Raw genomic sequence first — 24329 nt, 5'->3', positions numbered from 1 at the left:
CCGATGAGTGGACCAACGACTGCTCACGGCGGAGGGTCTGCGCACCGAGGCTGGAGCCATGACCCTCCCGCTCGTCGCCATGACCCCTGCCCTGCCCACCCACGAACGCTGGTTCGTGGAGTCGCAGGCTGCCGGCGACTGGTCCTTCTTCTTCTCGCCGCTGCCGCTCGTCCTGACCGGCGCCGTGGTCGCCGTCGCGCTGCTGTGGCGCCTGGTCGCGCTGCGGTTCGACGGTCCCGAGCTGCCGTTCCTCGGCCGCCTCGGGGGTCTGGTGCCGTGGATCCCGCGCCTGCTCGGGATCCACCTCGGCGTCGCGCTGCTCGCGCTGGCCGCGACGGGCGCCTTCATCACCCCCTCGATCGACCACCTCGACGGTGTCGGCGGCAACGCGCTGCTGCTGGTGGAGGCGGGCCTCGGCATCTGGCTGGTCACCGGCTGGCAGCTGCGTACGGCGGCCGCGCTGGTGCTGGGCCTGGCCCCGGCCCTCACGGTGGTGGCCGGGTGGACGGCGCTGGGGGAGAGCGCGAACCTCGCGGCGGTCGCCGCCTTCCTGGTCGTCGTGCCTCCCGGGCCCGACGCCCACGGCGCGGCCCACCCCTCGCGCGCCCACCTGCGCTGGGCGCTGCTGTGGTTGCGCCTCGGCGTCGGCACGGCCCTGATCGTGCTGGCCTTCTCCGAGAAGCTGACCAACCCCGCGATGGCGATCGACACGCTCGAGACCTATCCCGCCCTCGACGTCTTCTCGCTCGTCGGGCTCAGCATCTCGCCGGAGACCTTCGTGGCGATCGCCGGGGCGACGGAGCTGCTCTTCGGCCTGCTGGTGATCTCCGGGGCCTTCCCGCAGGTCGCCGTGCTGGTCGCGATGGTGCCCTTCAACGCCACCCTGGTGCTCTTCGGCCAGACCGAGATGGTGGGCCACCTGCCCGTGTACGGCGTCTTCCTCGCGCTGCTCGTCTACGGGTCGTCGGCCGAGACCGCGGGCGCCGTGCGGTGGCTCCCGGCCCGCACCGGAGGCCGGGTGCCGGTGCCGGCCCCGGTCGGCTGAGCGTCGCGGTCAGTCGCCGCGCAGGCGGCTGTAGGCGTGCTGCATCGTGTCCGAGAGCGTCACGACCGTCAGCACCGCTGCCAGCGCCCGGGTCGGTCGCGGCGCGGTGGCCAGCCCCGTGACGTACGCCGTGCCGACCCACACGCCGAGGCAGAAGGGGCAGGTCAGCAGCTCGCCCACGGTGTGGCGGACCCCGTGGCCGCTGCGCGGCTTCTCGAGGTGCTCGCCCGATCCGGCCGGACCCTGGAACTCGGTGAACGGGGCTCGCAGCGGACTGGTCACCGACGACCTGCTGAGCAGCCGGGTGAGCTTGTGGGTGGCCATGCCGCCGATGGCGAGGCCCTGCACCGAGTAGTGCTCGGGCAGGGACCGGCCACGGGCGCGTGCCGTGAGCAGCAGGCCGGCCACGCTCGCGGAGTAGACCGCGAGGCTCTCGGCGTAGCCGGTGAGGTTCACCTCGTCATCGGTGTCGTAGGCGTCGGCGGCGCGGGTGAGCAGGTGCATGGCCGCCAGTACCCCGTGCGGGCCGGTCGAGACGCGTGGGCGCCGGCGGGATCAGGACTCGCGGATCCGGCTCGCGACCTCGCGGCGCAGGACCTTGCCCATCGGGTTGGTCGGCAGCTCGTCGACGAAGACCACGCGGCGCGGCACCTTGTAGGGCGTGAGGCCCTCGCGCGTGTGTGCCCGCAGCTCCTCGGGGTGCACCGGGACGCCCTCGACGAGCACGACGGCAGCGACCACCTCCTCGCCACCGTCCTCGTGCGGGAGACCGACCACGGCCACGTCGACGACGCCGCCGTGGGTGCGGATCACCGCCTCCACCTCCGAGGGATAGACGTTGAACCCGCCGGTGATGATGATCTCCTTGATCCGGTCCACGATCGTCAGGAACCCGTCGGGCGACATCGTCACCACGTCACCGGTGCGGAACCAGCCGTCGTGGAAGGCCGCAGCGGTCTCCTCGGGCAGTCCGCGGTAGCCGGAGAAGACCTGCGGGCCGCGCACCAGCAGCTCGCCGCGCTCGCCCTGCGCGACCTCGCGGTCGAGGTCCTCGGGGTCGGCGATGCGGATCTCCACGTCGGGGAAGGGCACCCCGATGGCGCCGGGACGGCGTTCGCGCGACATCGGGTTGCCGACGATCACGGGTGACGTCTCGGTCAGGCCGTAGCCCTCGACCAGCAGCCCGCCCGTCGCGGACTCCCATCGCTCGACGAGCGGAGCGGGCAGCGGCATCGCCCCGGACAGGGCGTAGCGGATGCCCCGGATCGAGACCTTGCGACGCTCCGCCTCGTCGACGATGCGCTGGTAGAGCGGCGGCACCGCAGGAACGAAGCTCGGCACCTCGCGGGCGACGGCGTCCATGATCAGGCCGATCTCAGGCTTGGGCAGCAGCACCAGCTTGGCGGCCAGCGCCACCCCGAGCAGCACGCTCACCGTCACGCCGTAGGCGTGGAACAGCGGCAGCGCCACGAGGAAGGTCTCCTCGCCCTCCTTCAGCCCCGGCACCCAGGCGCGGCCCTGGACCACGTTGGCGACGAGGTTGCGGTGCAGCAGCGGCACGCCCTTGGGCACGCCGGTCGTGCCGGAGGTGTAGAGCAGCAGCGCGACGCCGTCCTTGTCGGGGCGCGGGTGGTCCTCGCCCAACGGTGCCGCGGAGGCCAGCTCGGCCCACTGCATGACCTGCGGGGCGGGCGCGGTCAGCAGGTCCCGCGCCGCACGCGCCTTCGCGATGGGCAGGCGCAGCGCCAGCCGCTTGGTCCACGGCAACCGAGTGGTCATGTCGACGGCGACCACGTGCTCCAGCGGCGTGTCCGCGACGAGCCCCTCGATGACGGGCACGACCTTGTCCCACACGATCGCCACCCGGGCGCCGTGGTCGACGAAGGGGTGGCGCAGCTCGGCCGCGGTGTAGAGCGGGTTGTGCTCCACCACCGTCGCGCCGAGGCGCAGCACCGCGAAGAAGGCGATGAGGTTCTGGGGGCAGTTCGGCATCACCAGGGCGACGTTGTCGCCGGGACGTACGCCGAGCGCGTGCAGGCCGCCCGCCACGCGCCGCACCTCGGCGTCGACGTCGGCGTAGGTCGAGGCCCGGCCCAGGAAGTCCAGCGCCGGCCGGTCGGCGTGGTGCCTCGCCGCGCCCTCCCACAGGTCGAGGACCGTGGTGTCGCCGTAGTCGAGGTGGAGGGGCACGCCGGGGGCGTAGGAGGCTGCCCACGGGGGCGGTTGAGCCGACACGGTGTTCCTCACGATCAGGGTCGCGACGAAAGGTCTCGCGAGCGCGTCCCAACGTATCGGGTCCGGACGCGCGGATGCCGGTCGAACCCGCGCGCACGAGGATTTCCCGGACGACGTGCATCCGCCACGGCACTGACGGGCGAGAGACAGGTAATGGGGGGAACATCACTCACTACCGAAGGGATGTCCCAATGAAGCGCACTCTCGCCGCGGGCGCCATCGCCGCGCTCGCACTCGTCGGCTCCGCCGGCACCGCCCAGGCCGCGCCGAGCGACGCCGCCTGCTTCGGCCAGATCCACAAGCTGGTCAACAGTGGCGGCCTCGAAGGGTTCGACAACGTCGGACAGCTCGTCAAGGCCGCGGGTGGCCAGGGCAAGAACGCCGCCGCGACCGGTCTCTGCGAGTAACCGGCACGACATGACGGGCGGCTCGGGCCTTCGGGCCCGAGCTGCCCGTCCGCATCTCACGACCCCTCCGTCCCGGGTGCCGCGGCGGCGTCGGGCGGCACGATCAGGGGCTCCCCGTCGACGACCCTTCGGCACACGTCGTGCACCGACAGGTGGTGGGAGCGCGCGTAGGCGCGCAGCAAGCAGAAGGCCTCGTCCGGCGTGACTCCGTCGCGGCCGACGAGGAAGCCCTTGGCGAGCTCGATCACCAGCCGCGTCTGGAGGGCCGTCTCGAGCTGCCGGACCCGCAGCTCGGCCAGCTCCATCGCCACCCGGGTCGGGCTGGGGCGCAGGTGGCACACCACCCCACGCACCGTCGGGTCGTCGAGCAGGTTGGTGAAGGACGCCTCCGCCCACCTCCAGTCGTCGAACGCACGCACGCGGACCTCGGCCGGCGGGTGTGATCCCGGGTGGGCGACGACGTCCTCCAGCAGCTGTCCGAGGGCGGGTCGGTCGTCGTCGTGCAGCAGGTCGACGACGGAGGTGCCGACGAGGGTGTCCTGCTCCCAGCCGAAGAGCATCTCGACGGCCGGGCTGGCATAGGTGACGACGGCGTCGTGGCGCAGCAGCAGGGCCGCGTCGGTCGAGCGCTCGAGCAGGGGGCGGATCGCTGAGCCGAGGTTGGTGGACACACCCACGATGCCCATCAGCCTCCCGTCGCGGTAGACGCCGGCGTCGGTGACGAGCGCGGGGAAGGTGCTGCCGTCCTTGCGGCGCACTGGGAAGCCTCCCGACCAGGCGACGCCGTCGCGCAGGGCCGCCATGATCTCGGTGCCCACGTCCTGGCCCACCTCCGACACGGTGACCTCGGCGACGTCCTGCCCGATGGCCTCGTGAGCCGTCCAGCCGTACAGGCGCTCGGCTGCGGCGTTCCAGTAGACGATCACGCCGGCCGGGTCGGTCGTGATCACGGCCTGCCCGATGGCTGCGAGCTGCTCCGCGGCGGTGATGTCGTCGTCCATGGTCCCAGCGTGCCGCTCCGCGAGCGACGACGGCAGGGTCCAACGGCACGTCTGCGAGCCGGTCAGCGGCTCCTGAGCACGCGGGCTGCGTGCACGGCCGAGGAGTAGCGCCACTGTCGGCGCTCGGCCACGGCGGGGGCCGGTGCGGGTACGGACGTCACGGCCGTGCTCCCCCCCGGCGCCGGCCCCTCTGCCGCCCCCCCAGGTCCTCCTCCGCGTACGTCGCTGATGTCGCCGCGAAGGCGCTGCTGGAGCCAGCGCACGGACACCTCGGTCTCGGCGGTGACCCTGCCCAGGCAGATGCCGTTGACCAGGGCGTCGGCGATGTCGTGCGCCGGCATCCCGGCCTCCAGCGCCCAGCGTTCGAGGACGGCCAGCGACTCGCGCGAGCCGATGCCGTAGCGGAGCATCAGGGCTCCCTTGGCCTGCTCCACGATCGCCTGCTGCGGGGTTGCACTGTCTGGATCACTGATGGGACGAAGCATGTCCACCCTCCGGGACGTTCGATGACGTACCACCGGTGTTCTGGGGTGGGGCTCCCGTGTGAGCGGGAGCACAGCTGCGACACCGAAACTAGCAGCGACCGGCCAGGTCGACAAGGGTCCGGCTCAGAGCGCCGCGACCACCTCGGTGCCCTGCTTGATCGCGCGCTTGGCGTCGAGCTCGGCGGCCACGTCGGCTCCGCCGATCAGGTGCACGGTGGCCCCGCCGATGAGGTGGGCCCCGTGGTCCAGGGCGTCGTAGAGCCCGCGCACCGAGTCCTGGCCGGCGCACACCACCACGGTGTCGCACTCCACGACGTGGGCCGCGCCGTCGACCGTGATGTGCAGCCCCGCGTCGTCGATGCGGTCGTAGGTCGCGCCGCGGACCTGCGTCACTCCGGACTGCTTCAGCACTGCACGGTGCGCCCAGCCCGAGGTCTTGCCGAGGCCGATGCCGATCGGCGTGGCCTTGCGCTGGATGAGGGTGACCTCGCGCGTCGGCGTACGCGGCTTGGCCTCGGTCAGCCCGCCGACGTGCAGTGCGGGGTCGCCGACGCCCCAGTGGGCCATCCAGTCGTCGAGGTCCTCGTGCTCGTGGGTGAGGAAGACGCTGACGTCGACGCCGATGCCGCCGGCGCCGATCACCGCGACCCGCTTGCCCGGCACGACCGCGCCGCTCAGCACCTCGGCGTACGACGCCACGGATGCGTGGTCGATGCCGGGGATGTCCGGCATCCGGGGCTCGACGCCCGTCGCGACGACGACCTGGTCGAAGCCGGCGAGGTCGTCGGCCGCAGCCTCGGTCGAGAGGCGTACGTCGACGCCGAGGACCTCGAGGCGGCGGGTGAAGTAGCGCAGCGTCTCGGCGAAGTCCTCCTTGCCCGGCACCGCCATCGCGAGCCGGAACTGCCCGCCCAGCTCGGACGACTTCTCGAAGAGCGTGACGGCGAAGCCACGCTCGGCCGCGCTGGTCGCGGCGGCCAGCCCGGCGGGGCCGGCGCCGACGACCGCGACGGTCTGCTTGCGCATCGTCGGGGTCAGCAGCAGCTCGGTCTCGTGGCAGGCGCGCGGGTTCACCAGGCAGGACGCGCGGTCGTTGGCGAAGACGTGGTCGAGGCAGGCCTGGTTGCAGGCGATGCAGGTGTTGATCTCGTCGGCGCGCTCGTCCATCGCCTTGGCGACGAAGGCCGGGTCGGCGAGCAGCGGGCGCGCCATCGACACGAGGTCGGCCTCACCGGCGGCGAGGATCTCCTCGGCGAGCTCGGGGGTGTTGATCCGGTTGGAGGCGCAGACCGGCACGTCGACGACCTGCTTGAGGCGCGCGGTGTACGACCGCCAGGCGCCGCGCGGCACCTGCGTGATGATCGTCGGGACCCGGGCCTCGTGCCAGCCGATGCCGGTGTTGAAGACGGTGACGCCCGCGGCCTGCAGGTGCAGGGCCAGCTCGGCGGTCTCCTCCCAGGTCTGGCCGCCCTCGACGAGGTCGAGCAGCGAGATCCGGTAGGCGATGGGGAAGTCGTCGCCGACGAGCTCGCGCGAGCGGCGTACGACCTCCACGGGGAAGTGCATCCGGCGCGCGGCCGAGCCGCCCCACTCGTCGTCGCGGTCGTTGGTGCGCGCGGCGAGGAACTGGTTGATGAGGTAGCCCTCGGAGCCCATGATCTCGACCGCGTCGTAGCCGGCCTTGCGGGCGAGCGCGACGCTCTTGGCGAAGGCGGTCGCGGTGTGGTCGACCTCCCTGCTCGACATCGCGTGCGGCTTGAAGGGCGTGATCGGCGACTTCTTGTCCGAGGCGCTCTGCGAGAGCGGGTGGTAGCCGTAGCGGCCGGCGTGCAGCACCTGCAGCGCGATCGCCCCGTCGGCGTCGTGCACGGCGCCGGTGACCCGCTGGTGGCGCATCGCGTGGAGGCGGTTGGTCATCTCGGAGGCGAAGGGCTTGAGCCAGCCGCGCTTGGTGGGGGCGTAGCCGCCGGTGATGATCAGGCCGACGCCGCCGCGCGCGCGCTCGGTGAAGAACGCGGTGAGCTTGTCGATGTCCCACGGGTGGTCCTCGAGACCGGTGTGCATCGAGCCCATCACGACGCGGTTGCGCAGCGTGAGTGCGTCCGGGCCGGTGCCGAGGGTGATCGGCTCGAGGAGGTGGGGGTAGGTGGGGTGCGTCATGCGGGTGCCTCGCTCATCTCGTGGGCCTGCAGGTAGTCGGTGAACCAGTCGATCCAGAAGCGCTCCATCCGGATGCCCCCGCGCAGGACCAGCCACTGGTCGAGCGCCGCGCCGGCAAGGCCGTCGGGTTCGGGGAACTGCTCGCGCTCCATCTGCTCGTAGTGCGCCAGGCGCGTCGCGTGGTCGGCGCGCAGGTCGTGCAGGTGCGCGGCCAGCCGCGCGCGATCGCCGTACGACGCCCCGCGCAGCTTGACGGCCACGTCGCTGCGGAAGGTCTCCATGGGCATCGGCTCGGCCAGCCACTCGGCCAGCACCCGGCGCCCGGCGGCGGACGGCGTGTGGACGCGCTTGTCCGGGCGGCCCTCCTGCTCGACGACCTCGACCGTCACCCAGCCGTCGGCCTCCATCCGGGCCAGCACGCGGTAGATCTGCTGGTGGGTGGCGTGCCAGAAGAAGCCGAGCGACTTCTCGAAGCGGTGGGTGAGCTCGAGGCCGCTCGCGGGTCGCTCGCTGAGCGCGACGAGGAGGGCGTGCTCGAGGGCCATGGGGAAAGTGTGCCCGACCTATGCAACGAGTTGCAATGCCGTCCTCGTCACAGCACGCCCGCGCCGGGGATCTCCTCGAAGACCAGCTGGGTCTCGGTGTGGCGGACGACGGGGTGCACGTTGAGGTGCTCGAGCACGAGGTCGCGCAGCTGCGTGGTCGAGGAGACGGCGACGTGGAGCAGGTAGTCGTCCTCGCCGCCGACGTGCAGGATCCGCAGCACACCCGGGACGTGGGCCAGCACCTGGTGGAAGCTCGCGACGTGGTCGCGGTTGTGGCTGCCCAGCCGCACCTTGATCACGGCCTGGATCGGGAAGCCGAGCGCCGCGAGGTCGACGTCGGCGTGGACGCCGCGCACGACCCCTCGCTCCCGCAGGGACCGCACTCGCTGCAGGCAGGTCGACTCCGCGATGCCGAGGCGCTTGGCGAGCGCGGCGTTGGTGACCCGGCCGTCCGCCGCGAGCTCGGTGAGCAGGCGCCGGTCGAGCGCGTCGAGGGGTGCAGGATCCACCGGCGGGGGTGCAGCAGGCATGGCGAGTTCCTCGTGATCTTCGGCGTGAATGCCTCATGGGATGCAGTTGTTCGGAGTGTATTGCCCTTCGTCGAGGATTCCGCGACGGTGGCGCCATGACCAGCCTCGACACCCTCGCCGTCCACGCCGGCCGCGCCGACCTGGGAGCACTTGGCGTCCACGCGCTCCCGCTCGACCTGTCCACGACCAACCCGCTGCCCAGCATCGACGCGGGGGGCGAGTCGTACGAGTCGATGGCGACCGGCGGGCACCCGGCCGACGGCGGCATGGTCTACCAGCGGCTGTGGAACCCGACCGTGGCGCGCTTCGAGGAGGCGCTCGCCGGCCTGGAGCACACCGGGGCGTCAGTCGCCTTCTCGACCGGGATGGCCGCCGTCACCGCATCGGTGCTGGCCGCCGTCGCCGAGGGCCCGGGCCGTCACGTCGTCGCCGTCCGTCCGCTCTACGGCGGCACCGACCACCTGCTCGCCTCGGGGATGCTCGGAGTGGAGACGACCTACTGCGCACCGCACGAGGTGGCGGGCGCCGTCCGGCCCGACACGTGCCTGGTCGTCCTGGAGACGCCGGCCAACCCGACGCTCGAGCTCGTGGACCTCGACGCCGTCGTCGCCGCGGCCGGTGGCGTGCCCGTCCTGGTCGACAACACCTTCGCCACCCCGGTGCTGCAGAACCCCGCCGACCACGGCGCCGCGCTGGTCCTGCACAGCGCCACGAAGTACCTCGGCGGCCACGGTGACGCGATGGGCGGTGTCGTCGCCTGCTCCGAGGAGTGGGCGGCCGCGCTGCGCCGCGTCCGAGCCGTCACCGGCGCGCTGCTCCACCCGATGGGCGCCTACCTGCTCCACCGCGGCCTGGCCACGCTGCCGCTGCGCGTGCGCGCCCAGCAGGAGGGTGCCGGCAAGGTCGCCGCCTGGCTCGCCTCGCACCGGGCCGTGCGCGAGGTGCGCTGGCCCGGCCTCGCCGAGTGCGACCCGCTCGGACTCGTCGGACGGCAGATGCGTGGCCCGGGCGCGATGCTCGCCTTCCGCGTCGAGGGCGGGTACGCCGCCGCCTCGCGCGTGACCGAGTCGGTCCGGCTGTTCACCCACGCCGTCTCCCTCGGCGGCGTCGACTCGCTGGTCCAGCACCCGGCGGCGCTCACCCACCGACCGGTCGCCGCGGAGGCGAAGCCGGACGCCGACGTGCTGCGCCTCTCGATCGGCCTCGAGGATCCCGAGGACCTGTGTGCCGACCTCGGCCGTGCGCTGGACGAGGTGGCGCGAGATCAGGCCGTGGCGTCGCGCTCGTCCTGCTCCGCGATCTCGCGCGCCTCGGCGTAGAGCCGTTCCTTCTCCTCGTTCGAGAGCGAGGCGAGGTGGTCCTCGTACTGCCGGACGCCCTTGCGCACCAGTCCCATGAAGTCGTCGTCGCCCTCGAGGTCCGACAGGTCGCGCTGTCCGGCGAGCACCTCACGCACGGTCCGGGCCGTGGCGGTGCCGCCGTGCTGGTTCGCGATCGCGGTCAGGTTGCGGCGCAGGAGTGACGCGGCCTCCGGGCTGCCGGTGTGCGCGACCAGCGGGTCGTCGGTCGAGGTGCTCATCGCCGTCACTCGCAGCCGGGCGGGACGCGGGTGAGGCGCTCCTCCGTGCTGAGGCCGTCGTGGGGCTCGTCGGGGTCGCACCACGGCGCCCCCTTGGCGAGCCATTCCTCGCGGTAGCGACGGGCCCCCTCGGGGGAGGCGTCCTCGTAGCCCGCCTCGACCTCGCAGCACGGACAGATCCAGAACGACGGCTCCTGGCCGCTCGCACCCCAGGGCGGCTCGCCCCAGTCGTAGCCGCACGCGCGGCAGTTGTCGGCGCTACCCATGGAGGAAATAGTCCCAGACGTCGCGGAAGCCGGTCTGCTGCACCTTGGCGGCGTCGGGCTTGAACATGGTCTTCATGACACCGTCCTTGGTCATGATGCCGAGCGTCCCCGACTCCGGGTCGTAGCGCAGGACGTCGCCCCCGGGCTCGCGCACGCGGGTGTATGTCCCCGCCGGTGGGTCGGTCATGATCGCGCGACGGGTGAAACCCCTACCGGTTCCCTCGCAACCCTGACAGCGCCGGTGTCATGATCGGCCGCATGACGTACGCGCTGGGGCAGGGGACCGGACCGTTGCGGGGCGTGAAGGTGGTCGAGGTCGCCGGCATCGGGCCGGGCCCGCACGCCTGCATGCTCCTGGCCGACCTCGGCGCCGACGTGGTCCGCATCGACCGGCCCGGCGGCGGCGCCTTCAGCACCGGCGAGCACGACGTGCTCAACCGCGGCCGGCCCAGCGTCGCGCTCGACCTCAAGCACCCCGACGCCGTGGCGACCGTGCTCGACCTGGTCGAGGGTGCCGACGTGCTCGTCGAGGGGATGCGGCCGGGCACCCTCGAGCGGCTCGGCGTCGGGCCCGACGACTGTCTGGCCCGCAACCCGCGGCTGGTCTACGCGCGGATGACCGGCTGGGGCCAGGACGGGCCCTGGAGCCACGTCGCGGGACACGACATGAACTACATCGCCACCTCCGGTGCCCTCCACGGCCTCGGGCAGGACCGCGACCGGCCGCACTTCCCCGGCAACCTGCTGGGCGACTTCGGCGGCGGGTCGACCTACCTCGTCATCGGCGTCCTCGCCGCCCTCCTCGAGGCCCGCGCGAGCGGGCAGGGGCAGGTCGTCGACGCCGCGATCGTCGACGGCACCGCCCACCTCAACGCCATGGCCTGGACCTTCGCGGCCCTCGGCGCAACCACCGACCGGCGGCGGTCGGGGCTCCTCGACGGCGGCACGCCGTGGTACGACCTCTACGAGACCGCCGACGGGCAGCACATGAGCGTCGGTGCCCTCGAGCCGCAGTTCTGGGCCGAGCTGGTCGCGCGCATCGGCGTCGAGCTGCCCGACCGCGACGACCCGGCCAACCATGCGACGATCCGCGGTGCCCTGGTCCGGCGCTTCCGGGAGCGGACGCAGGCCGAGTGGAGCGAGGTCTTCGACGGCACCGACGCCTGCGTCGCGGCCGTCGTACCCCTCACCGAGGCTCCGCAGCACCCACACCTCGCGGCCCGCGGGACCTACGTCGAGCGCGACGGCGTCACCCAGCCGGCGCCGGCGCCGCGCTTCTCCCGGACCGGGGCGACCCTCGGCAGCCGACCCGCGCGCCCCGGTGAGCACACCCGCGAGGCGCTCGCGGCCTGGGGCATCGACGACGTGGACGCGCTGATCGACGCCGGCGCGGCCGTGCAGGCCTGACCCGCGTGCGCCCCTTCCTCTTCCTCGGCACCCGCGCGGAGGACGACGTCGCCCAGCAGGAGTACGACGCCGTGCTCGCCGGGTGCGGCCTGCGCCCCGACGAGCTGGTCCGCGTACGCCTCGAGGCCGACCCGCTCGGGGAGGTCGACCTCGCCGACTTCTCGGGCGTCATCCTGGGCGGCGGGCCGTTCAACATGTCGGACCCGCAGGACGCGAAGTCCGCGGTCCAGCGCCGCGCGGAGGCCGAGCTGCACGCCCTCGCTGCGCGGGTCGTCGAGGCGGACGTGCCGTTCCTGGGCGCCTGCTACGGCATCGGGGTGCTCGGCACGCTGGCCGGCGGGATCGTCGACCGGACCTACGGCGAGCCGATCGGTGCGCTGCCGGTGCGCCTCACCGACGAGGGCCGGGCCGACCCCCTCTTCGGCGCGCTGCCGCACGAGTTCACCGCCTACCTCGGCCACAAGGAGGCGGTGTCGCGGCTGCCCGACGGCGCGGTGCTGCTGGCCTCGACCGGCACCTGCCCGGTCCACGCGTTCCGGATCGGGCGCAACGTCTACGCCACGCAGTTCCACCCCGAGCTCGACGCCGTCGCGATCTGCGACCGGATCGACGCCTACAGCGCCCACGGCTACTACGCCCCGCACGAGCGCGAGTGGCTCAAGGCCGCGGCGCGCGAGGCGATGGTGACCGAGCCGGTGCGCCTGCTGGGCCGGTTCGTCGAGCTGTACGCCCGGGCCTGACCCGTCGGTCTGGCACGCTGGCCCGCATGGAGGAGCGCCGGACCGTACGCGCCCCCGTCGCGGTGGCGGTCGTGGTTCTCGCGCAGCTCCTCGGCACGTCGCTGTGGTTCAGCGCCAACGCGGCGGCCGCCGACCTGCGCGGCCCGTGGGGGCTCACCGACGCCGACCTCGGACGCCTCACCGTCGCGGTGCAGGCCGGGTTCGCGACGGGCACCCTGCTGGCTGCGGTCACCAGCCTGGCCGACCGCTTCGCCGCCAGCCGGATCTTCGCGGTCGCCTGCGTGCTGGGCGCGGTGAGCAACGCCGGCTTCGCCCTGCTGGCCGACGACACCGCCTCCGGTGCCGCGTGGCGCTTCGCGACCGGGCTCTGCCTGGCCGGCGTCTACCCGCTCGGGATGAAGCTCGTCGTGTCCTGGGCGCCGGACCGCGCCGGCGAGGCTCTGGGCCTGCTCGTCGGGATGCTGACCCTCGGCACGGCGCTGCCCCACCTCGTCTCCGCGGTCGGCGTGGGATGGCAGTGGCAGGCGGTCGTGCTCTCCTCGTCGGTCCTCGCCCTGCTCGCTGGTGCCGCGGTGCTCCTGCTCGGCGACGGTCCCCACCTGCCGCGCGCCGGTGCGGTCGGGCTGCGGCCCGGTGCGGTGCTCCAGGCCTTCCGCGTCCCGGCGTACAGGGGTGCCGCGCTGGGCTACTTCGGCCACATGTGGGAGCTGTACGCCTTCTGGACCCTGGTGCCGCTGCTCCTCGTCCGGCTGCTCGACGGCGGGGCGGGCGCGGTGAGCGCCACCACCTTCGTGGTGATCGCGGCCGGGGCGGTCGGCTCCGTGCTCGGCGGGATGTGGGCCCGGCGGGTCGGCGGGGTGCGCGTCGCGGCGACGGCCCTGGCCGCGTCGGGGGCGGTCTGCCTGGTCTTCCCGCTGCTCGAGCCGGCGCCGGTCCCGGTGGTCCTCGCGGTGCTGGTGTTCTGGGGCGTGGCGGTGGTGGCCGACTCCGCGCAGTTCTCCGCGCTGTCCGCGCGCGCCTGCCCGCCTCACCTGGTCGGCAGCGCCCTCGCGATCCAGAACGGCCTCGGCTTCGCGCTGACGATCGGCGCCATCGCGCTGACCTCGGCCCTGGTGGGCGACCTCGGCCCGCAGGTGGCGTGGCTGCTGCTGCCGGGTCCGGTGCTGGGCCTCGCCGCGATGGCCCGCGACCTGCGACCCCGCCGGGCAGCTGCGCCGGCCTGAGGTGTAACTCATAGTTACATCTGCTCGCCGGGTCGCCTACGCTGGCCGCATGAGTGACCACGTGGACGTGCTGATCATCGGCGCGGGCCTGTCCGGGATCGGTGCGGCCGCCCACCTCGCCAAGGACCTGCCGGGGACGACGTACGCCGTGCTCGAGCGCCGCGGGGCCAGCGGCGGCACGTGGGACCTGTTCCGCTACCCCGGCGTCCGCTCGGACTCCGACATGCACACCCTCGGCTACCGCTTCCGGCCCTGGCGCGGCGACGTCGCGCTGGCCGACGGCGCGTCGATCCTGGCCTACCTGCGCGACACCGCGCGCGAGTTCGGGGTGGACGAGCACGTCCGCCACGGCCACCACGTGACCTCGGCCGACTGGGACTCGACCACCGCGCGGTGGACGGTGCGGGCCGAGGTCGACGGGGAGACCCGCACGATGACCGCCGACTTCCTGTGGGCGTGCAGCGGCTACTACGACTACGACGAGGGCCACACCCCTCACTTCGAGGCCCAGGAGCGCTTCGGCGGGCAGGTGGTGCACCCGCAGTACTGGCCCGAGGACCTCGACTACGCCGGTAAGCGCGTGGTCGTGATCGGCTCGGGCGCCACCGCGGTCACCCTCGTCCCCGCGATGGTCGCGGGCGGGGCCGGGCACGTGACGATGCTCCAGCGCTCGCCGACCTACATCCTCCCCGTGCCCGGCAACGACGCCTTCAAGCGACGGCTCACGTCGGTGGCCGGCGAGCGGACGTCGTACGCCGTGACGCGGTGGAAGAACGTCGCGGTGCAGTCCGCGCTCTACCAGCTCAGCCGGCGCCGGCCGGCGCTCGTGCGTGGTCTGGTGCGCAAGGCCAACGTCGCGCTGCTGCCGCCCGGCTACGCCGTCGACACCCACTTCAACCCGACCTACGACCCGTGGGACCAGCGGATGTGCCTGGTGCCCGACGGCGACCTCTTCCACGCCCTGAAGCGCGGTCAGGCCGAGGTGGTGACCGACCGGATCCGCACCTTCACCGAGACCGGGCTCGAGCTCGAGTCGGGCGCGCACCTCGACGCCGACATCGTCGTCACCGCGACCGGGCTCAACCTGCGCATCTTCGGCGGTGCCACGCTGAGCGTCGACGGCGAGGTCGTCGACCCGGCGGGCACCATGGCCTACCGCGCGATGATGCTGTCCGGGGTGCCGAACTTCGCCTTCACCATTGGCTACACCAACGCGTCGTGGACGCTCAAGGCCGACCTCGTCGCGGAGTACGTCGTCCGCGTGCTGACGCGGATGCGGGCCACCGGCACGCGGACGGTGGTGCCGGTGCGCGACCCGTCCGTCGAGGAGGTCCCGCTCATGGACTTCGACGCCGGCTACGTCCAGCGCGTCGTGCACACCCTGCCGCGACAGGGCACCCGGGCGCCCTGGGCGCTGAAGCAGAACTACCTCCACGACGCCCTCGCGCTGCGGCGGGCGAAGCTCGACGACGGCGTGCTCCGCTGGTCCTGAGGCTCCCGGCCCCCCCTCGTCGGGATCCCCGGCCACCCGGGGAAACGTGAGCCTCACCCCCGAAACTTCGCACCGGAACCTCCAGTTTCCCCGGGTACCCGGGGAACGCCGCGCGGGCGACTAGCGTGTCGGCGTGAACACGCCGCGCACCCCGATCCGACCGGGTTCGCCCACCCTGGACGAGGTGGCCCGGGTCGCCGGCGTCTCGCGCGCCACCGCCTCGCGGGCCATCAACGGCGGCCAGCGCGTCAGCGCGCGCGCCCAGTCGGCGGTCGACAGCGCCGTGCAGACGCTGGGCTACGTCCCCAACCCGGCCGCGCGGAGCCTGGTCACGCGGCGTACGGACTCCATCGCGGTGGTCGTGCCCGAGCCCGACGACCGGGTCTTCTCCGACCCCTTCTTCGCCGGCACGCTGCGCGGGGTCAACCGGGTGCTCGCCGAGCGTGACATCCAGCTGGTGCTGCTGCTCGCACGCCCGGGCGCGTCGACCGCGCGCACCCTGCGCTACCTCACCAACCGCCACGTCGACGGCGCCGTGGTCACCTCCCACCACCGCGACGACCGCCTCGCCGAGCACCTCGCGGACCTCGGCCTGCCCTGCGTCTTCGGCGGTCGGCCGTGGACCGGTGGCGACCGGGTGACCTACGTCGACGTGGACAACACCGCCGGCGAGCGCGAGGCCACCGAGGTGCTCATCGGTCGCGGGTGCCGGCGCATCGGCACGATCGCCGGTCCCGCCGACATGACCGCCGGGGTCGACCGCCTCGAGGGCTGGCGGCAGGCGATGGCCGCGGCCGGGCTCGAGGCCGACGCCGTCGAGCACGGCGACTTCACCGAGGGCAGCGGCGAGGACGCCGCGCGCGCCCTGCTCGAGCGCCACCCCGACCTCGACGGCCTCGTCGTCGCCTCCGACCTCATGGCCTCCGGTGCGCTGCGGGTCCTGGCCGGCCTCGGCCGCCGGGTGCCCGACGACGTCGCCGTCGTCGGCTTCGACGACCTCGGTGTCGCCGAGCGCACCACCCCGACCCTCACCACCGTGCGCCAGCCGGTCGAGGAGATGGCCGCCCGGGCCACCCGGCTGCTGCTCGAGCGGATCGACGGCGTCGAGGAGGGCCACCCGATGCGGCTCATCGTGCCGCCGGTGCTGGTGCGCCGCGAAAGCGCCTGATTCTCGGGCGTACGTCGACCGGGTGCGGGTCAGCGGCCGGTGAGGATGGCCGCCGTGGCGCGCGCCGACGGACCCACGCCGGCCAGCGTCGCCGAGGCGGGCCCGGTCCAGTCGCCGTAGCCGACGAGGTGCAGCCGCGGCTCGGCGAGCGCAGCCGTGCCCGACGGCCCGCCGACGGGGATCCGGCCGTCGTGGGTGCGGAGCCCGAGCGGTCGCAGGTGCTGGAGCGCCGGACGGAAGCCGGTGCACCAGATCACCGCGTCGCAGTCCTGACGGGTGCCGTCGGCCCAGACGACCCCGCCATTGTCGAGCGCGGCGAACATCGCCCGCGCCTCCAGCACCCCGCGCTCACGGGCGTCCTTGACGCTGGCGACCATCACGATGTCGCCCAGGCCGCCCACCCCGGCGTGCTCGCGCCCCTGCTCCAGCGCCTCGATCCGCGCACGTGCGGTGGCGAACAGGACGCGGCCGTCGACGTCGTCGGGCAGGAACCGCGGCGTGCGGGCCGTGACCCACGTCGTCGTGGCGACGGTCGACACCTCGGCCAGCACCTGGGCGGCGGAGTTGCCGCCCCCGACGACGACGACGTGCTGCCCGGCGAAGTCGCCCGGGGTGCTGTAGCCGGCGGCGTGGAGCAGGCGGCCCGCGAAGTCCGCCATCCCCGGGTAGCGGGGCCAGAAGGGCCGCTCCCACGTGCCGGTGGCCGACACGACGGCGCGCGCCGTCACGAGGTGGTGGTCCGTGTGGACGAGCAGCCGGCCGTCGGGGTCGTCGTCGGCGCGGGTGACTGCGGTGACCCGGTGCGGCCGCTGCACGCGCAGGTCGTAGCGCTCCTCGTACCGGGTGAGGTAGTCGACGACGTGGTCGCGCGGCGGGTAGCCCCGCGTGGCGTCGTCCCACGGCGGCATCATCCAGCCGGGGAGCGAGGAGAACCCGGCGGGGGAGAACAGGCGCAGCCCCTGCCAGGTCCGCGGCCACGCCCCGCCGGGACGGTCCGCCGCGTCGAGCACGACGAGGTCCCGGCCCGGCGTCAGCCCCGCGCGCTGGAGGTAGAACGCGGTGGCCAGGCCCGCCTGACCGCCGCCGACGACGGCGACGTCCACGTGGTCAGGAAGCATGAGGCGCAACGTACGCCCCGCGCTCAGGCGAGCGAGGCGATGAGCCCCTCGACGCGGCCCCTGATCTCGTCGCGGATCGGGCGCACGGCCTCGATGCCCTGCCCGGCAGGGTCGTCGAGCTTCCAGTCCTCGTAGCGGGTGCCGGGGTAGAACGGGCAGGCGTCGCCGCAGCCCATCGTGATGACCACGTCCGACTTCTCGACGGCGGCGTCGCTGAGCAGCTTGGGCTGCTGGCCGGCGATGTCGATGCCGACCTCGGCCATCGCCTCGACGGCGGCGGGGTTGATCGAGTCGGCAGGAGCCGAGCCGGCCGAGAGGACCTCGATGCGGTCCCCGGCGAGGTGGCGCAACCAGCCGGCGGCCATCTGCGAGCGGCCGGCGTTGTGGACGCAGACGAAGAGGACGGTGGGGGTGCTCATCGGGTGGTCTCCTGGGAGTCGGGGGTCGGGTTGGTGGCCGGGGCGCCCGGCACAGCGGTGTGCGGGAACCGGTCGCGCAGGGCGAGGCTGACGTAGACGAGCCCCACCAGGACGGGCACCTCGATGAGGGGGCCGACGACGCCGGCCAGCGCCTGCCCGGAGGTGACGCCGAAGGTGGCGATCGCCACCGCGATCGCGAGCTCGAAGTTGTTGCCGGCGGCGGTGAAGGCCAACGTGGTGGTCCGCTCGTACGTCATGCCGAGGGCGCGTCCCAGCAGGAAACCGCCGCCCCACATGAGGGCGAAGTAGGCCAGCAGGGGGAGCGCGATCCGGGCCACGTCGAGCGGCCGGTTGGTGACCTGCTCGCCCTGGAGCGCGAAGAGGACCACGATCGTGAAGAGCAGCCCGATCAGGGCCCAGGGGCCGACGCGGGGCAGGAACGTCGTCTCGTACCAGTCGCGGCCCTTGAGGCGCTCGCCGTAGGTCCGCGAGAGCCAGCCGAGCAGAAGCGGGACGCCGAGGAAGACGAGCACGGACTTGGCGATCTGCCAGGCCGACACGTCGAGCGCCGCGCCCTGGAGGCCGAGCCAGGTCGGCAGCGCCTCGAGGTAGAACCAGCCGAGGCCGGCGAAGGCGATCACCTGGAAGACGGAGTTCAGCGCCACGAGGACCGCAGCGGCCTCCCGGTCGCCGCAGGCCAGGTCGTTCCAGATGATGACCATGGCGATGCACCGCGCGAGCCCGACGATGATGAGCCCGGTGCGGTACTCCGGCAGGTCGGGGAGCATCAACCAGGCGAGGGCGAACATCAGTGCCGGACCGAGCACCCAGTTGAGCACCAGGGACGACAGCAGCATCCGTCGGTCCGAGGTGACCGAGTCGAGCCGGTCGTAGCGCACCTTGGCCAGGACGGGATACATCATCACGAGCAGGCCGATGGCGATCGGCAGTGAGATGCCGTCGACCTCGACCGCGGAGAGCACGTCGTCGAGCCCCGGGACCGTACGCCCGAGCAGGAGGCCGGCGACCATGGCCAGGCCGATCCACAGCGGGAGGAACCGGTCGAGCCTCGACAGCTTGTCGACGACCTCGCCGCCGCGCGCGCTCACGCGTTGCCGCCGATCAGGGCCGCGACGTCGGCAAGCACCTCGCGGCGCACGGCGTAGTAGACCCACACCCCCCGCTTGGTGCGGTCGAGGAGCCCGGCCTCGTGCAGCACCTTGAGGTGGTGGCTGATCGTGGGCTGGGAGAGGTCGAAGGCGTCGTTGAGGTCGCACACGCACGCCTCGCCGCCCTCGCTCGCGGCCACGATCGACACCAGGCGCAGGCGCACCGGGTCGGCGAGCGCCTTGAGCAGTGGCGCCAGTCGCTCGGCCTGGTCGGCCGAGAGGGGCTCGCGCATCAGCGGCGAGCAGCACGCGGCCGTCTCGACGGGGGTCAGGGTCAGCTGGGACTTCGACACAGATCAATATTGACAGACGTCGATGGATGCGGCAATCTCAGACATCGACAACCGTCGATATCTTCCGAAGGAGCCACCCATGTCCCGCCTGCAGCTCGCCCTCAACGTCGACGACCTCGAGACGTCGATCGCCTTCTACTCCACGCTCTTCGGCACCACGCCGCACAAGGTCCGTCCGGGCTACGCCAACTTCGCGGTCGCCGAGCCGCCGCTCAAGCTGGTGCTGATCGAGAACGCCGGCCACGGCGGCAGCGTCAACCACCTCGGTGTCGAGGTCCCCGACGTCGACACCGTCGACAGCGAGCTGACCCGCCTCGCCGCGGCCGGCTTCGCGACGACCGAGGAGCGCGACACCACCTGCTGCTACGCCAAGCAGGACAAGTTCTGGGTGCAGGGCACCCCGGACGGCGAGCGCTGGGAGGTCTACACGATCACCGACGACGCGCCCGTGCAGAGCGCCCCGGGGTCGGCCGGGGAGGCCTGCTGCGCCTGACCGGCCCTGGGCGTCTGACGAGGATCACACCGCGGCGGATTCAACGGAACGCCACGCGTACCGCTACCGTTGACCACTCAGACGCCCGGCCGGTCTTGCCCCGGGCGCAGGCTCGCCCGACACGCTCGCGGCGGGACCCTTCCTCAGACTGAGGCACGTACGCCGCACATCCCGTCGAGAACGACGCAGCGGCTCACGGTGGCGAGACGCCAACCGAAAGCAACTCACATGAACTTCGCCGAACTCGGCGTGCCCTCCTCGCTCGTCAAGATCCTCGAGCAGCAGGGCATCACCACCCCGACCCCCATCCAGGCCGCGACACTGCCGGACAGCCTCGCCGGGCGCGACGTGCTCGGCCGCGGCCGCACCGGCTCCGGCAAGACGTACGGCTTCCTGCTCCCGCTGGTCGCCCGCCTCGACGCGAGCAAGCTGCCGGCGATGCCGCGCAAGCCGCGCGCACTGATCCTGGCCCCGACGCGTGAGCTCGTCGGCCAGATCCACGCCTCGCTGCTGCCGCTGGCCAAGGCCTCGGGCCTGTCGACCGTCGTCGTCTACGGCGGCGTGGGCCAGGGCCCGCAGACCACCGCGCTCAAGAAGGGCGTCGACATCGTGATCGCCTGCCCCGGTCGCCTCGAGGACCTGATGGGTCAGGGTTACGCCGACTTGTCCGCCGTCGAGGTCACCATCCTCGACGAGGCCGACCACATGGCCGACCTGGGCTTCCTGCCCGGCGTGCGTCGGATCATGGACAAGACGCCCCGCACGGGCCAGCGGATGCTGTTCTCCGCGACGCTCGACAAGGCGATCGACGTCCTGGTCAAGCGCTACCTCACCAACCCCGCGACCCACGAGGCCGACTCGGCTCAGTCGCCGGTCTCGACCATGTCGCACCACGTGCTCCACGTCTCGCGCGACCAGCGCGTGCCGGTGCTCGTCGACCTGACGAGCGCCCCCGGCCGCACCGTGGTCTTCACTCGCACCAAGCACGGCGCCAAGGCGCTGGCCCGCCAGCTCAACAAGTCCGGCGTGCCCTCGGTCGACCTCCACGGCAACCTCAGCCAGAACGCGCGCACGCGCAACATGGAGATGTTCCACTCCGGCAAGGCCACCACGCTGGTCGCGACCGACATCGCCGCGCGCGGCATCCACGTCGACGACGTGGCGCTCGTGATCCACGCCGACCCGCCCACCGAGCACAAGGCCTACCTGCACCGCTCGGGGCGTACGGCTCGCGCCGGCGCCGAGGGCACCGTCATCACCCTGATGACCGACGAGCAGCAGCGCGACGTGCGCGACCTGACCCGTCAGGCCGGCATCAAGCCGACCACCACCAAGATCACCGGACCCGGTCACGCGATGCTCGAGCAGCTCGCCCCCGGTGTGCGCAGCACCCCCGGCGGCCTCGTCGTCGAGGTGCCGACCTCCACGGGAGGCCGCGGTGGCGGCGGCGGTCGCTCGACCGGTGCCAACGCCCAGCGCAAGCGCGCCCGGGCGACCGGTGAGACCGGCGGCCGCTCGCGTCGCGGCAACCCCACCAGCTACACCAGCGAGACCCCGGGCAGCTCCGCCGGCGGCTCCACCGGTGGCGGCCAGCGTCGTCGCTCCGGCGGCGGCCAGGGTGCCGGTGCCGGTCAGGGTGCCGGCGGCGGCCAGGGCGGGGGCGGCAACCGTCGTCGTCGCTCCGGTGGCGGCCAGGGCCAGGGCGGCGCCTCCACCGGCGGCAGCCGCGCGCACAGCGCGTCGTCGTTCAGCCGGGGTCGCTGACCCCTCGCAGTCGTTCCTCGCCCCTGAGTCTCCTGGAGACTCAGGGGCGAGCTCGTCTCCGGGAGCTGGCGGAATGCCGGGCGCGCGCTTGTCGTTGACCCTTCAACCAGTCAACGAAGGAGCGACATGCCCGACTTCGACCACTCCGTCCTCGGCACCCGCGAGCAGATCTCGCTCGGCCTCGACACGTTCGGCGACGCCCCGCTCGACGGCGCGCCCGACAACCACGCCGAGACGCTGCGCGAGGTCGTCGCGGAGGCAGTGCTCGCCGACCGGGTCGGGGTGGACTACATCGGCCTGGGCGAGCACCACCGGGCCGACTACGCCGTCTCCGCGCCCGATGTCGTGCTCGCTGCGATCGCCGGGCAGACCGAGCGGATCCGCCTCGGCACCGGCGTCACCGTGCTGTCCTCCGACGACCCGATCCGGGTCTACCAGCGCTTCGCCACCCTCGACGCGGTCTCCGGCGGGCGCGCCGAGGTGCAGCTCGGGCGCGGCTCCTTCATCGAGTCCTTCGGACTCTTCGGCCTCGATCTCGGCGACTACGACCGGCTCTTCGCCGAGAAGCTCGACCTCTTCTCCGCGCTCCAGCACGAGCAGCCGGTGACCTGGCAGGGCAGCATCCGGGCGCCGCTGGAGGGCAAGCAGGTCTACCCGACGACCGCCGCGGGCAAGCTGCCCGCGTGGATCGCCGTCGGCGGCACCCCGGAGTCCGTCGTCCGCGCCGCGAAGTACGGCATGCCCCTGGTGCTGGCCGTCATCGGCGGGTCGCCCGCTGCCTTCGTCCAGTTCTCCGACCTCTACCGCCGCGCGCTGGACCAGTACGGCCACGCCGAGCTGCCGATCGGCATGCACTCGCCCGGCCACGTCGCGGCCACGGACGACGAGGCACGCGAGCAGCTCTACCCCCACCAGGCCGAGCTCTACACCCGCCTGGGTCGCGAGCGCGGCTGGCCGCCGTACTCGCGCATCCAGTTCGAGCAGGCGGCCTCGCCCCAGGGAGCGCTCTTCGTCGGCTCGCCCGAGACGGTCGCGCAGAAGATCGCCTGGGCCGCGCGCACGCTGGGCCTCTCCCGCTTCCAGCTCAAGTACTCCGTCGGCGCGCTCCCGCACGCCGAGCGCCTCGAGTCGGTCCGGCTCTACGGCGAGGAAGTCATCCCGCGGGTCCGCGAGTTGTTGGCGGGCTCCTAGGCTGGCGGCCATGCGCACCTTCATCCGACGCTCGCTGTGGGACGTGGTCCCGCGCGACCAGCGCGACACCCCGGAGGCCTTCCGGCGCCGGCAGGTCGTCGCCGCCATCGTGGTGCTGGTCGGCGCGATCGTGCTGGGCTGGTCGCTGCGCCTCGAGCCGGGCGGCAACACGTTCTACGTCGCCGCGGTCCTGCTCGCGGGCATCTGGGCGGCCGGCGCCTTCCTGTCCGGCCGGCTCCACCTGGGCCGGATCTCCGGCGGCGAGGTCTTCATCAGGCCGATCCTGGCGCCGATCCTGCTGGGCCTGCTGCTCGTCGGGGTCTTCGTCCTCGGCTCGCTGGTGGTGCGCGAGATCGACCCGCTGGCCGACTACGTCAGCTCGGTGCTGGCCTACGCCGACGAGGGCTCCCTGACGGTCCTGGCGGTCATCACGTTCTTCAACGGCATCGCCGAGGAGCTCTTCTTCCGCGGCGCGATGTACGCCGCGATCCCGCGCCACCCGGTGCTGTGGACCACGCTGGCGTACGTCGTCGCGACGCTGGCCACGGGCAACGTGATGCTCGGCTTCGCAGCCGTCGTGCTCGGTGTGGTCTGCGGCCTGGAGCGGCGCGCCAGCGGCGGCGTGCTGGCACCGATCCTGACCCACATCACGTGGTCGCTGTCGATGCTCTTCCTGCTGCCGCTACTTTTCTAGGCCTACTTCTCCAGGCCCGCTTCGGCCCGCTCGGCCAGCGCGCGGCGTACGGACTCGGCGTAGGTGATCGGCTCGCCGGGCACGACGTCGCGGATCGAGGTGTCGCGCACGAGGACCTCGGTGGACATCGAGTCGATGAGGTTGCGCCCGGTGGTGACGTCGACGTCGGTGACCAGGGCCAACCATCGCGAGGACAGGCCCGGGGTGAGCAGCGGGACGACGACGATCGGGAGCTTGCGGCCGGTCATCGCGAGTGCCACACCCTGCAGCATCTCGCGGTAGGTCAGCTGGTCCGGACCGCCGATCTCGAAGACCCGGCCGAGCGCCTCCTCCTTGCCGACCACGCCCGACAGGTAGCGGACCACGTCGTCGATGGCGATCGGCTGGGTGCGGGTGCCGACCCACTTGGGCACGACCATCGCCGGCAGGTTCTTGACCAGCTGGCGGGTGAGCTCCCACGAGATGCCGCCGTGGCCGACGACGATCGCAGCGCGCAGCACGGTGACCGGCACGCCGTCGGTGCCCAGCAGTCCCTCGACCTCGCGCCGCGAGCGCAGGTGGGCCGACAGCTCGCCGTCGTCGTCGCCGAGACCGCCCATGTAGACGATCTGGCTGACACCGGCCGCGGCCGCGGCGGCACTGAAGTTGCGAGCGGCGTCGGCGTCCTTGCGCTCGAAGTCGGGGTCGTCGAGCGAGTGGACGAGGTAGATCGCCACGTCGACGCCCTCGAGCGCGGGCCGCAGGGAGTCGGGGTCGGAGACGTCGGCGCCGACCGGCGTGCCCTGCCCGTCGTACGCCTCGGGGCGGCGGGTCATGGCGCGGACGTCGTGGCCGGCCTCGACCAGGGCGGGGACCAGGCGGCGGCCGATGAAGCCGGTCGCACCGGTGACGAGAACTGTGCTCAT

The 24329-nt window shown here is 72.9% G+C and carries 27 protein-coding genes; 12 read left to right on the top strand and 15 right to left on the bottom strand.

Annotated elements, in window-relative coordinates; all coding sequences use genetic code 11:
- Positions 1 to 58: 58 nt before the first annotated feature.
- Positions 59 to 1045, top strand: a complete 987-nt coding sequence (locus tag CFI00_RS22635; protein ID WP_207083185.1) for a hypothetical protein — start codon at positions 59 to 61, stop codon at positions 1043 to 1045.
- 9 nt (positions 1046 to 1054) lie between these two features.
- Here CFI00_RS22635 and CFI00_RS22630 read toward each other — a convergent pair whose 3' ends face one another.
- Positions 1055 to 1549 (bottom strand): DUF1360 domain-containing protein, encoded by a 495-nt coding sequence (locus CFI00_RS22630; protein WP_207083184.1) that lies wholly within the window; start codon positions 1547 to 1549, stop codon positions 1055 to 1057.
- 51 nt (positions 1550 to 1600) lie between these two features.
- Positions 1601 to 3280, bottom strand: a complete 1680-nt coding sequence (locus CFI00_RS22625; RefSeq protein ID WP_207085690.1) for a long-chain-fatty-acid--CoA ligase — start codon at positions 3278 to 3280, stop codon at positions 1601 to 1603.
- 191 nt (positions 3281 to 3471) lie between these two features.
- On the opposite strand from CFI00_RS22625, the gene CFI00_RS22620 reads away from it, so the two are divergent.
- On the top strand, positions 3472 to 3687 hold the full coding sequence (locus CFI00_RS22620) for a hypothetical protein (protein WP_207083183.1): 216 nt from the start codon (positions 3472 to 3474) through the stop codon (positions 3685 to 3687).
- Positions 3688 to 3743: 56 nt separating this feature from the next.
- Here CFI00_RS22620 and CFI00_RS22615 read toward each other — a convergent pair whose 3' ends face one another.
- The 5 genes from CFI00_RS22615 to CFI00_RS22595 form a co-directional block, all read right to left on the bottom strand.
- Positions 3744 to 4688 (bottom strand): PAS domain S-box protein, encoded by a 945-nt coding sequence (locus CFI00_RS22615; protein ID WP_207083182.1) that lies wholly within the window; start codon positions 4686 to 4688, stop codon positions 3744 to 3746.
- A gap of 62 nt (positions 4689 to 4750) precedes the next feature.
- Entirely contained in the window at positions 4751 to 5173 is a 423-nt protein-coding gene (locus CFI00_RS22610; protein WP_207083181.1) for an ANTAR domain-containing protein, read from the bottom strand.
- Positions 5174 to 5296: 123 nt separating this feature from the next.
- Complete coding sequence (locus CFI00_RS22605) at positions 5297 to 7333, bottom strand: NADPH-dependent 2,4-dienoyl-CoA reductase (RefSeq protein WP_207083180.1); 2037 nt, start codon at positions 7331 to 7333, stop codon at positions 5297 to 5299.
- Positions 7330 to 7878, bottom strand: coding sequence for a PadR family transcriptional regulator (locus CFI00_RS22600; RefSeq protein ID WP_207083179.1), 549 nt, complete (start codon positions 7876 to 7878; stop codon positions 7330 to 7332). Before CFI00_RS22600 ends, CFI00_RS22605 begins: the two co-directional genes overlap by 4 nt.
- A gap of 47 nt (positions 7879 to 7925) precedes the next feature.
- Positions 7926 to 8408, bottom strand: a complete 483-nt coding sequence (locus CFI00_RS22595; protein ID WP_207083178.1) for an Lrp/AsnC family transcriptional regulator — start codon at positions 8406 to 8408, stop codon at positions 7926 to 7928.
- A 95-nt stretch (positions 8409 to 8503) separates the two neighbouring features.
- Between CFI00_RS22595 and CFI00_RS22590 the strand changes: the two genes are divergently transcribed.
- Positions 8504 to 9727, top strand: coding sequence for a PLP-dependent aspartate aminotransferase family protein (locus CFI00_RS22590; RefSeq protein WP_207083177.1), 1224 nt, complete (start codon positions 8504 to 8506; stop codon positions 9725 to 9727).
- Here the strand turns inward: CFI00_RS22590 and CFI00_RS22585 are convergent.
- The 3 genes from CFI00_RS22585 to CFI00_RS22575 are packed head-to-tail and all read right to left on the bottom strand — an operon-like array spanning position 9673 to position 10407.
- A complete protein-coding gene (locus CFI00_RS22585) occupies positions 9673 to 9987 on the bottom strand; it encodes a hypothetical protein (RefSeq protein ID WP_207083176.1) in 315 nt (104 codons plus the stop codon). The genes CFI00_RS22590 and CFI00_RS22585 overlap by 55 nt on opposite strands.
- A gap of 5 nt (positions 9988 to 9992) precedes the next feature.
- Positions 9993 to 10253, bottom strand: coding sequence for a hypothetical protein (locus CFI00_RS22580; protein WP_207083175.1), 261 nt, complete (start codon positions 10251 to 10253; stop codon positions 9993 to 9995).
- Positions 10246 to 10407, bottom strand: coding sequence for a hypothetical protein (locus CFI00_RS22575; protein WP_207083174.1), 162 nt, complete (start codon positions 10405 to 10407; stop codon positions 10246 to 10248). The genes CFI00_RS22580 and CFI00_RS22575 overlap by 8 nt, the downstream gene beginning before the upstream one ends.
- A gap of 104 nt (positions 10408 to 10511) precedes the next feature.
- On the opposite strand from CFI00_RS22575, the gene CFI00_RS22570 reads away from it, so the two are divergent.
- The 5 genes from CFI00_RS22570 to CFI00_RS22550 all read left to right on the top strand — a co-directional run bounded on the left by CFI00_RS22570 (position 10512) and on the right by CFI00_RS22550 (position 16283).
- Positions 10512 to 11660, top strand: a complete 1149-nt coding sequence (locus CFI00_RS22570) for a CaiB/BaiF CoA-transferase family protein (protein ID WP_207083173.1) — start codon at positions 10512 to 10514, stop codon at positions 11658 to 11660.
- 5 nt (positions 11661 to 11665) lie between these two features.
- On the top strand, positions 11666 to 12400 hold the full coding sequence (locus CFI00_RS22565) for a glutamine amidotransferase (protein ID WP_207083172.1): 735 nt from the start codon (positions 11666 to 11668) through the stop codon (positions 12398 to 12400).
- A 26-nt stretch (positions 12401 to 12426) separates the two neighbouring features.
- Entirely contained in the window at positions 12427 to 13623 is a 1197-nt protein-coding gene (locus CFI00_RS22560; protein WP_207083171.1) for an MFS transporter, read from the top strand.
- A 49-nt stretch (positions 13624 to 13672) separates the two neighbouring features.
- Positions 13673 to 15115 carry an NAD(P)/FAD-dependent oxidoreductase gene (locus CFI00_RS22555; RefSeq protein WP_207083170.1) on the top strand — a complete coding sequence of 481 codons (1443 nt, stop codon included), beginning with the start codon at positions 13673 to 13675 and terminating at the stop codon, positions 15113 to 15115.
- Between the two features lie 133 nt (positions 15116 to 15248).
- Positions 15249 to 16283: a LacI family DNA-binding transcriptional regulator gene (locus CFI00_RS22550; RefSeq protein WP_207083169.1), complete on the top strand. Its 1035-nt coding sequence runs from the start codon at positions 15249 to 15251 to the stop codon at positions 16281 to 16283.
- 29 nt (positions 16284 to 16312) lie between these two features.
- Here CFI00_RS22550 and CFI00_RS22545 read toward each other — a convergent pair whose 3' ends face one another.
- Genes CFI00_RS22545 through CFI00_RS22530 form a run of 4 tightly spaced genes read right to left on the bottom strand, consistent with a single transcriptional unit; the run spans position 16313 to position 19222 of the window.
- Positions 16313 to 17401 (bottom strand): ArsO family NAD(P)H-dependent flavin-containing monooxygenase, encoded by a 1089-nt coding sequence (locus tag CFI00_RS22545; RefSeq protein ID WP_207083168.1) that lies wholly within the window; start codon positions 17399 to 17401, stop codon positions 16313 to 16315.
- Between the two features lie 23 nt (positions 17402 to 17424).
- On the bottom strand, positions 17425 to 17820 hold the full coding sequence (locus tag CFI00_RS22540) for an arsenate reductase ArsC (RefSeq protein WP_207083167.1): 396 nt from the start codon (positions 17818 to 17820) through the stop codon (positions 17425 to 17427).
- Positions 17817 to 18929 (bottom strand): ACR3 family arsenite efflux transporter, encoded by a 1113-nt coding sequence (gene arsB / locus CFI00_RS22535; protein ID WP_207083166.1) that lies wholly within the window; start codon positions 18927 to 18929, stop codon positions 17817 to 17819. Before arsB ends, CFI00_RS22540 begins: the two co-directional genes overlap by 4 nt.
- Positions 18926 to 19222, bottom strand: coding sequence for a metalloregulator ArsR/SmtB family transcription factor (locus CFI00_RS22530; protein ID WP_207085689.1), 297 nt, complete (start codon positions 19220 to 19222; stop codon positions 18926 to 18928). Before CFI00_RS22530 ends, arsB begins: the two co-directional genes overlap by 4 nt.
- Before the next feature lie 139 nt (positions 19223 to 19361).
- Between CFI00_RS22530 and CFI00_RS22525 the strand changes: the two genes are divergently transcribed.
- From CFI00_RS22525 to CFI00_RS22510, 4 genes are all read left to right on the top strand, one after another.
- The gene (locus CFI00_RS22525) at positions 19362 to 19775 is read left to right on the top strand and encodes an ArsI/CadI family heavy metal resistance metalloenzyme (protein WP_207083165.1); all 414 of its coding nucleotides are present in this window, start codon (positions 19362 to 19364) and stop codon (positions 19773 to 19775) included.
- Between the two features lie 228 nt (positions 19776 to 20003).
- Positions 20004 to 21539, top strand: coding sequence for a DEAD/DEAH box helicase (locus CFI00_RS22520; RefSeq protein ID WP_207083164.1), 1536 nt, complete (start codon positions 20004 to 20006; stop codon positions 21537 to 21539).
- Positions 21540 to 21665: 126 nt separating this feature from the next.
- The gene (locus tag CFI00_RS22515) at positions 21666 to 22730 is read left to right on the top strand and encodes an LLM class flavin-dependent oxidoreductase (protein WP_207083163.1); all 1065 of its coding nucleotides are present in this window, start codon (positions 21666 to 21668) and stop codon (positions 22728 to 22730) included.
- Positions 22731 to 22740: 10 nt separating this feature from the next.
- A complete protein-coding gene (locus CFI00_RS22510; protein ID WP_207083162.1) occupies positions 22741 to 23424 on the top strand; it encodes a CPBP family intramembrane glutamic endopeptidase in 684 nt (227 codons plus the stop codon).
- 2 nt (positions 23425 to 23426) lie between these two features.
- On the opposite strand, the gene CFI00_RS22505 is transcribed toward CFI00_RS22510, so the two are convergent.
- Positions 23427 to 24329, bottom strand: coding sequence for an NAD(P)H-binding protein (locus tag CFI00_RS22505; RefSeq protein WP_207083161.1), 903 nt, complete (start codon positions 24327 to 24329; stop codon positions 23427 to 23429).

The sequence above is a fragment of the Nocardioides sp. S5 genome, from assembly GCF_017310035.1.
Taxonomy (GTDB): domain Bacteria; phylum Actinomycetota; class Actinomycetes; order Propionibacteriales; family Nocardioidaceae; genus Nocardioides.
Note: the sequence above shows the minus strand (reverse complement) of the source record. Positions and strands in the feature narration are given on the sequence as shown.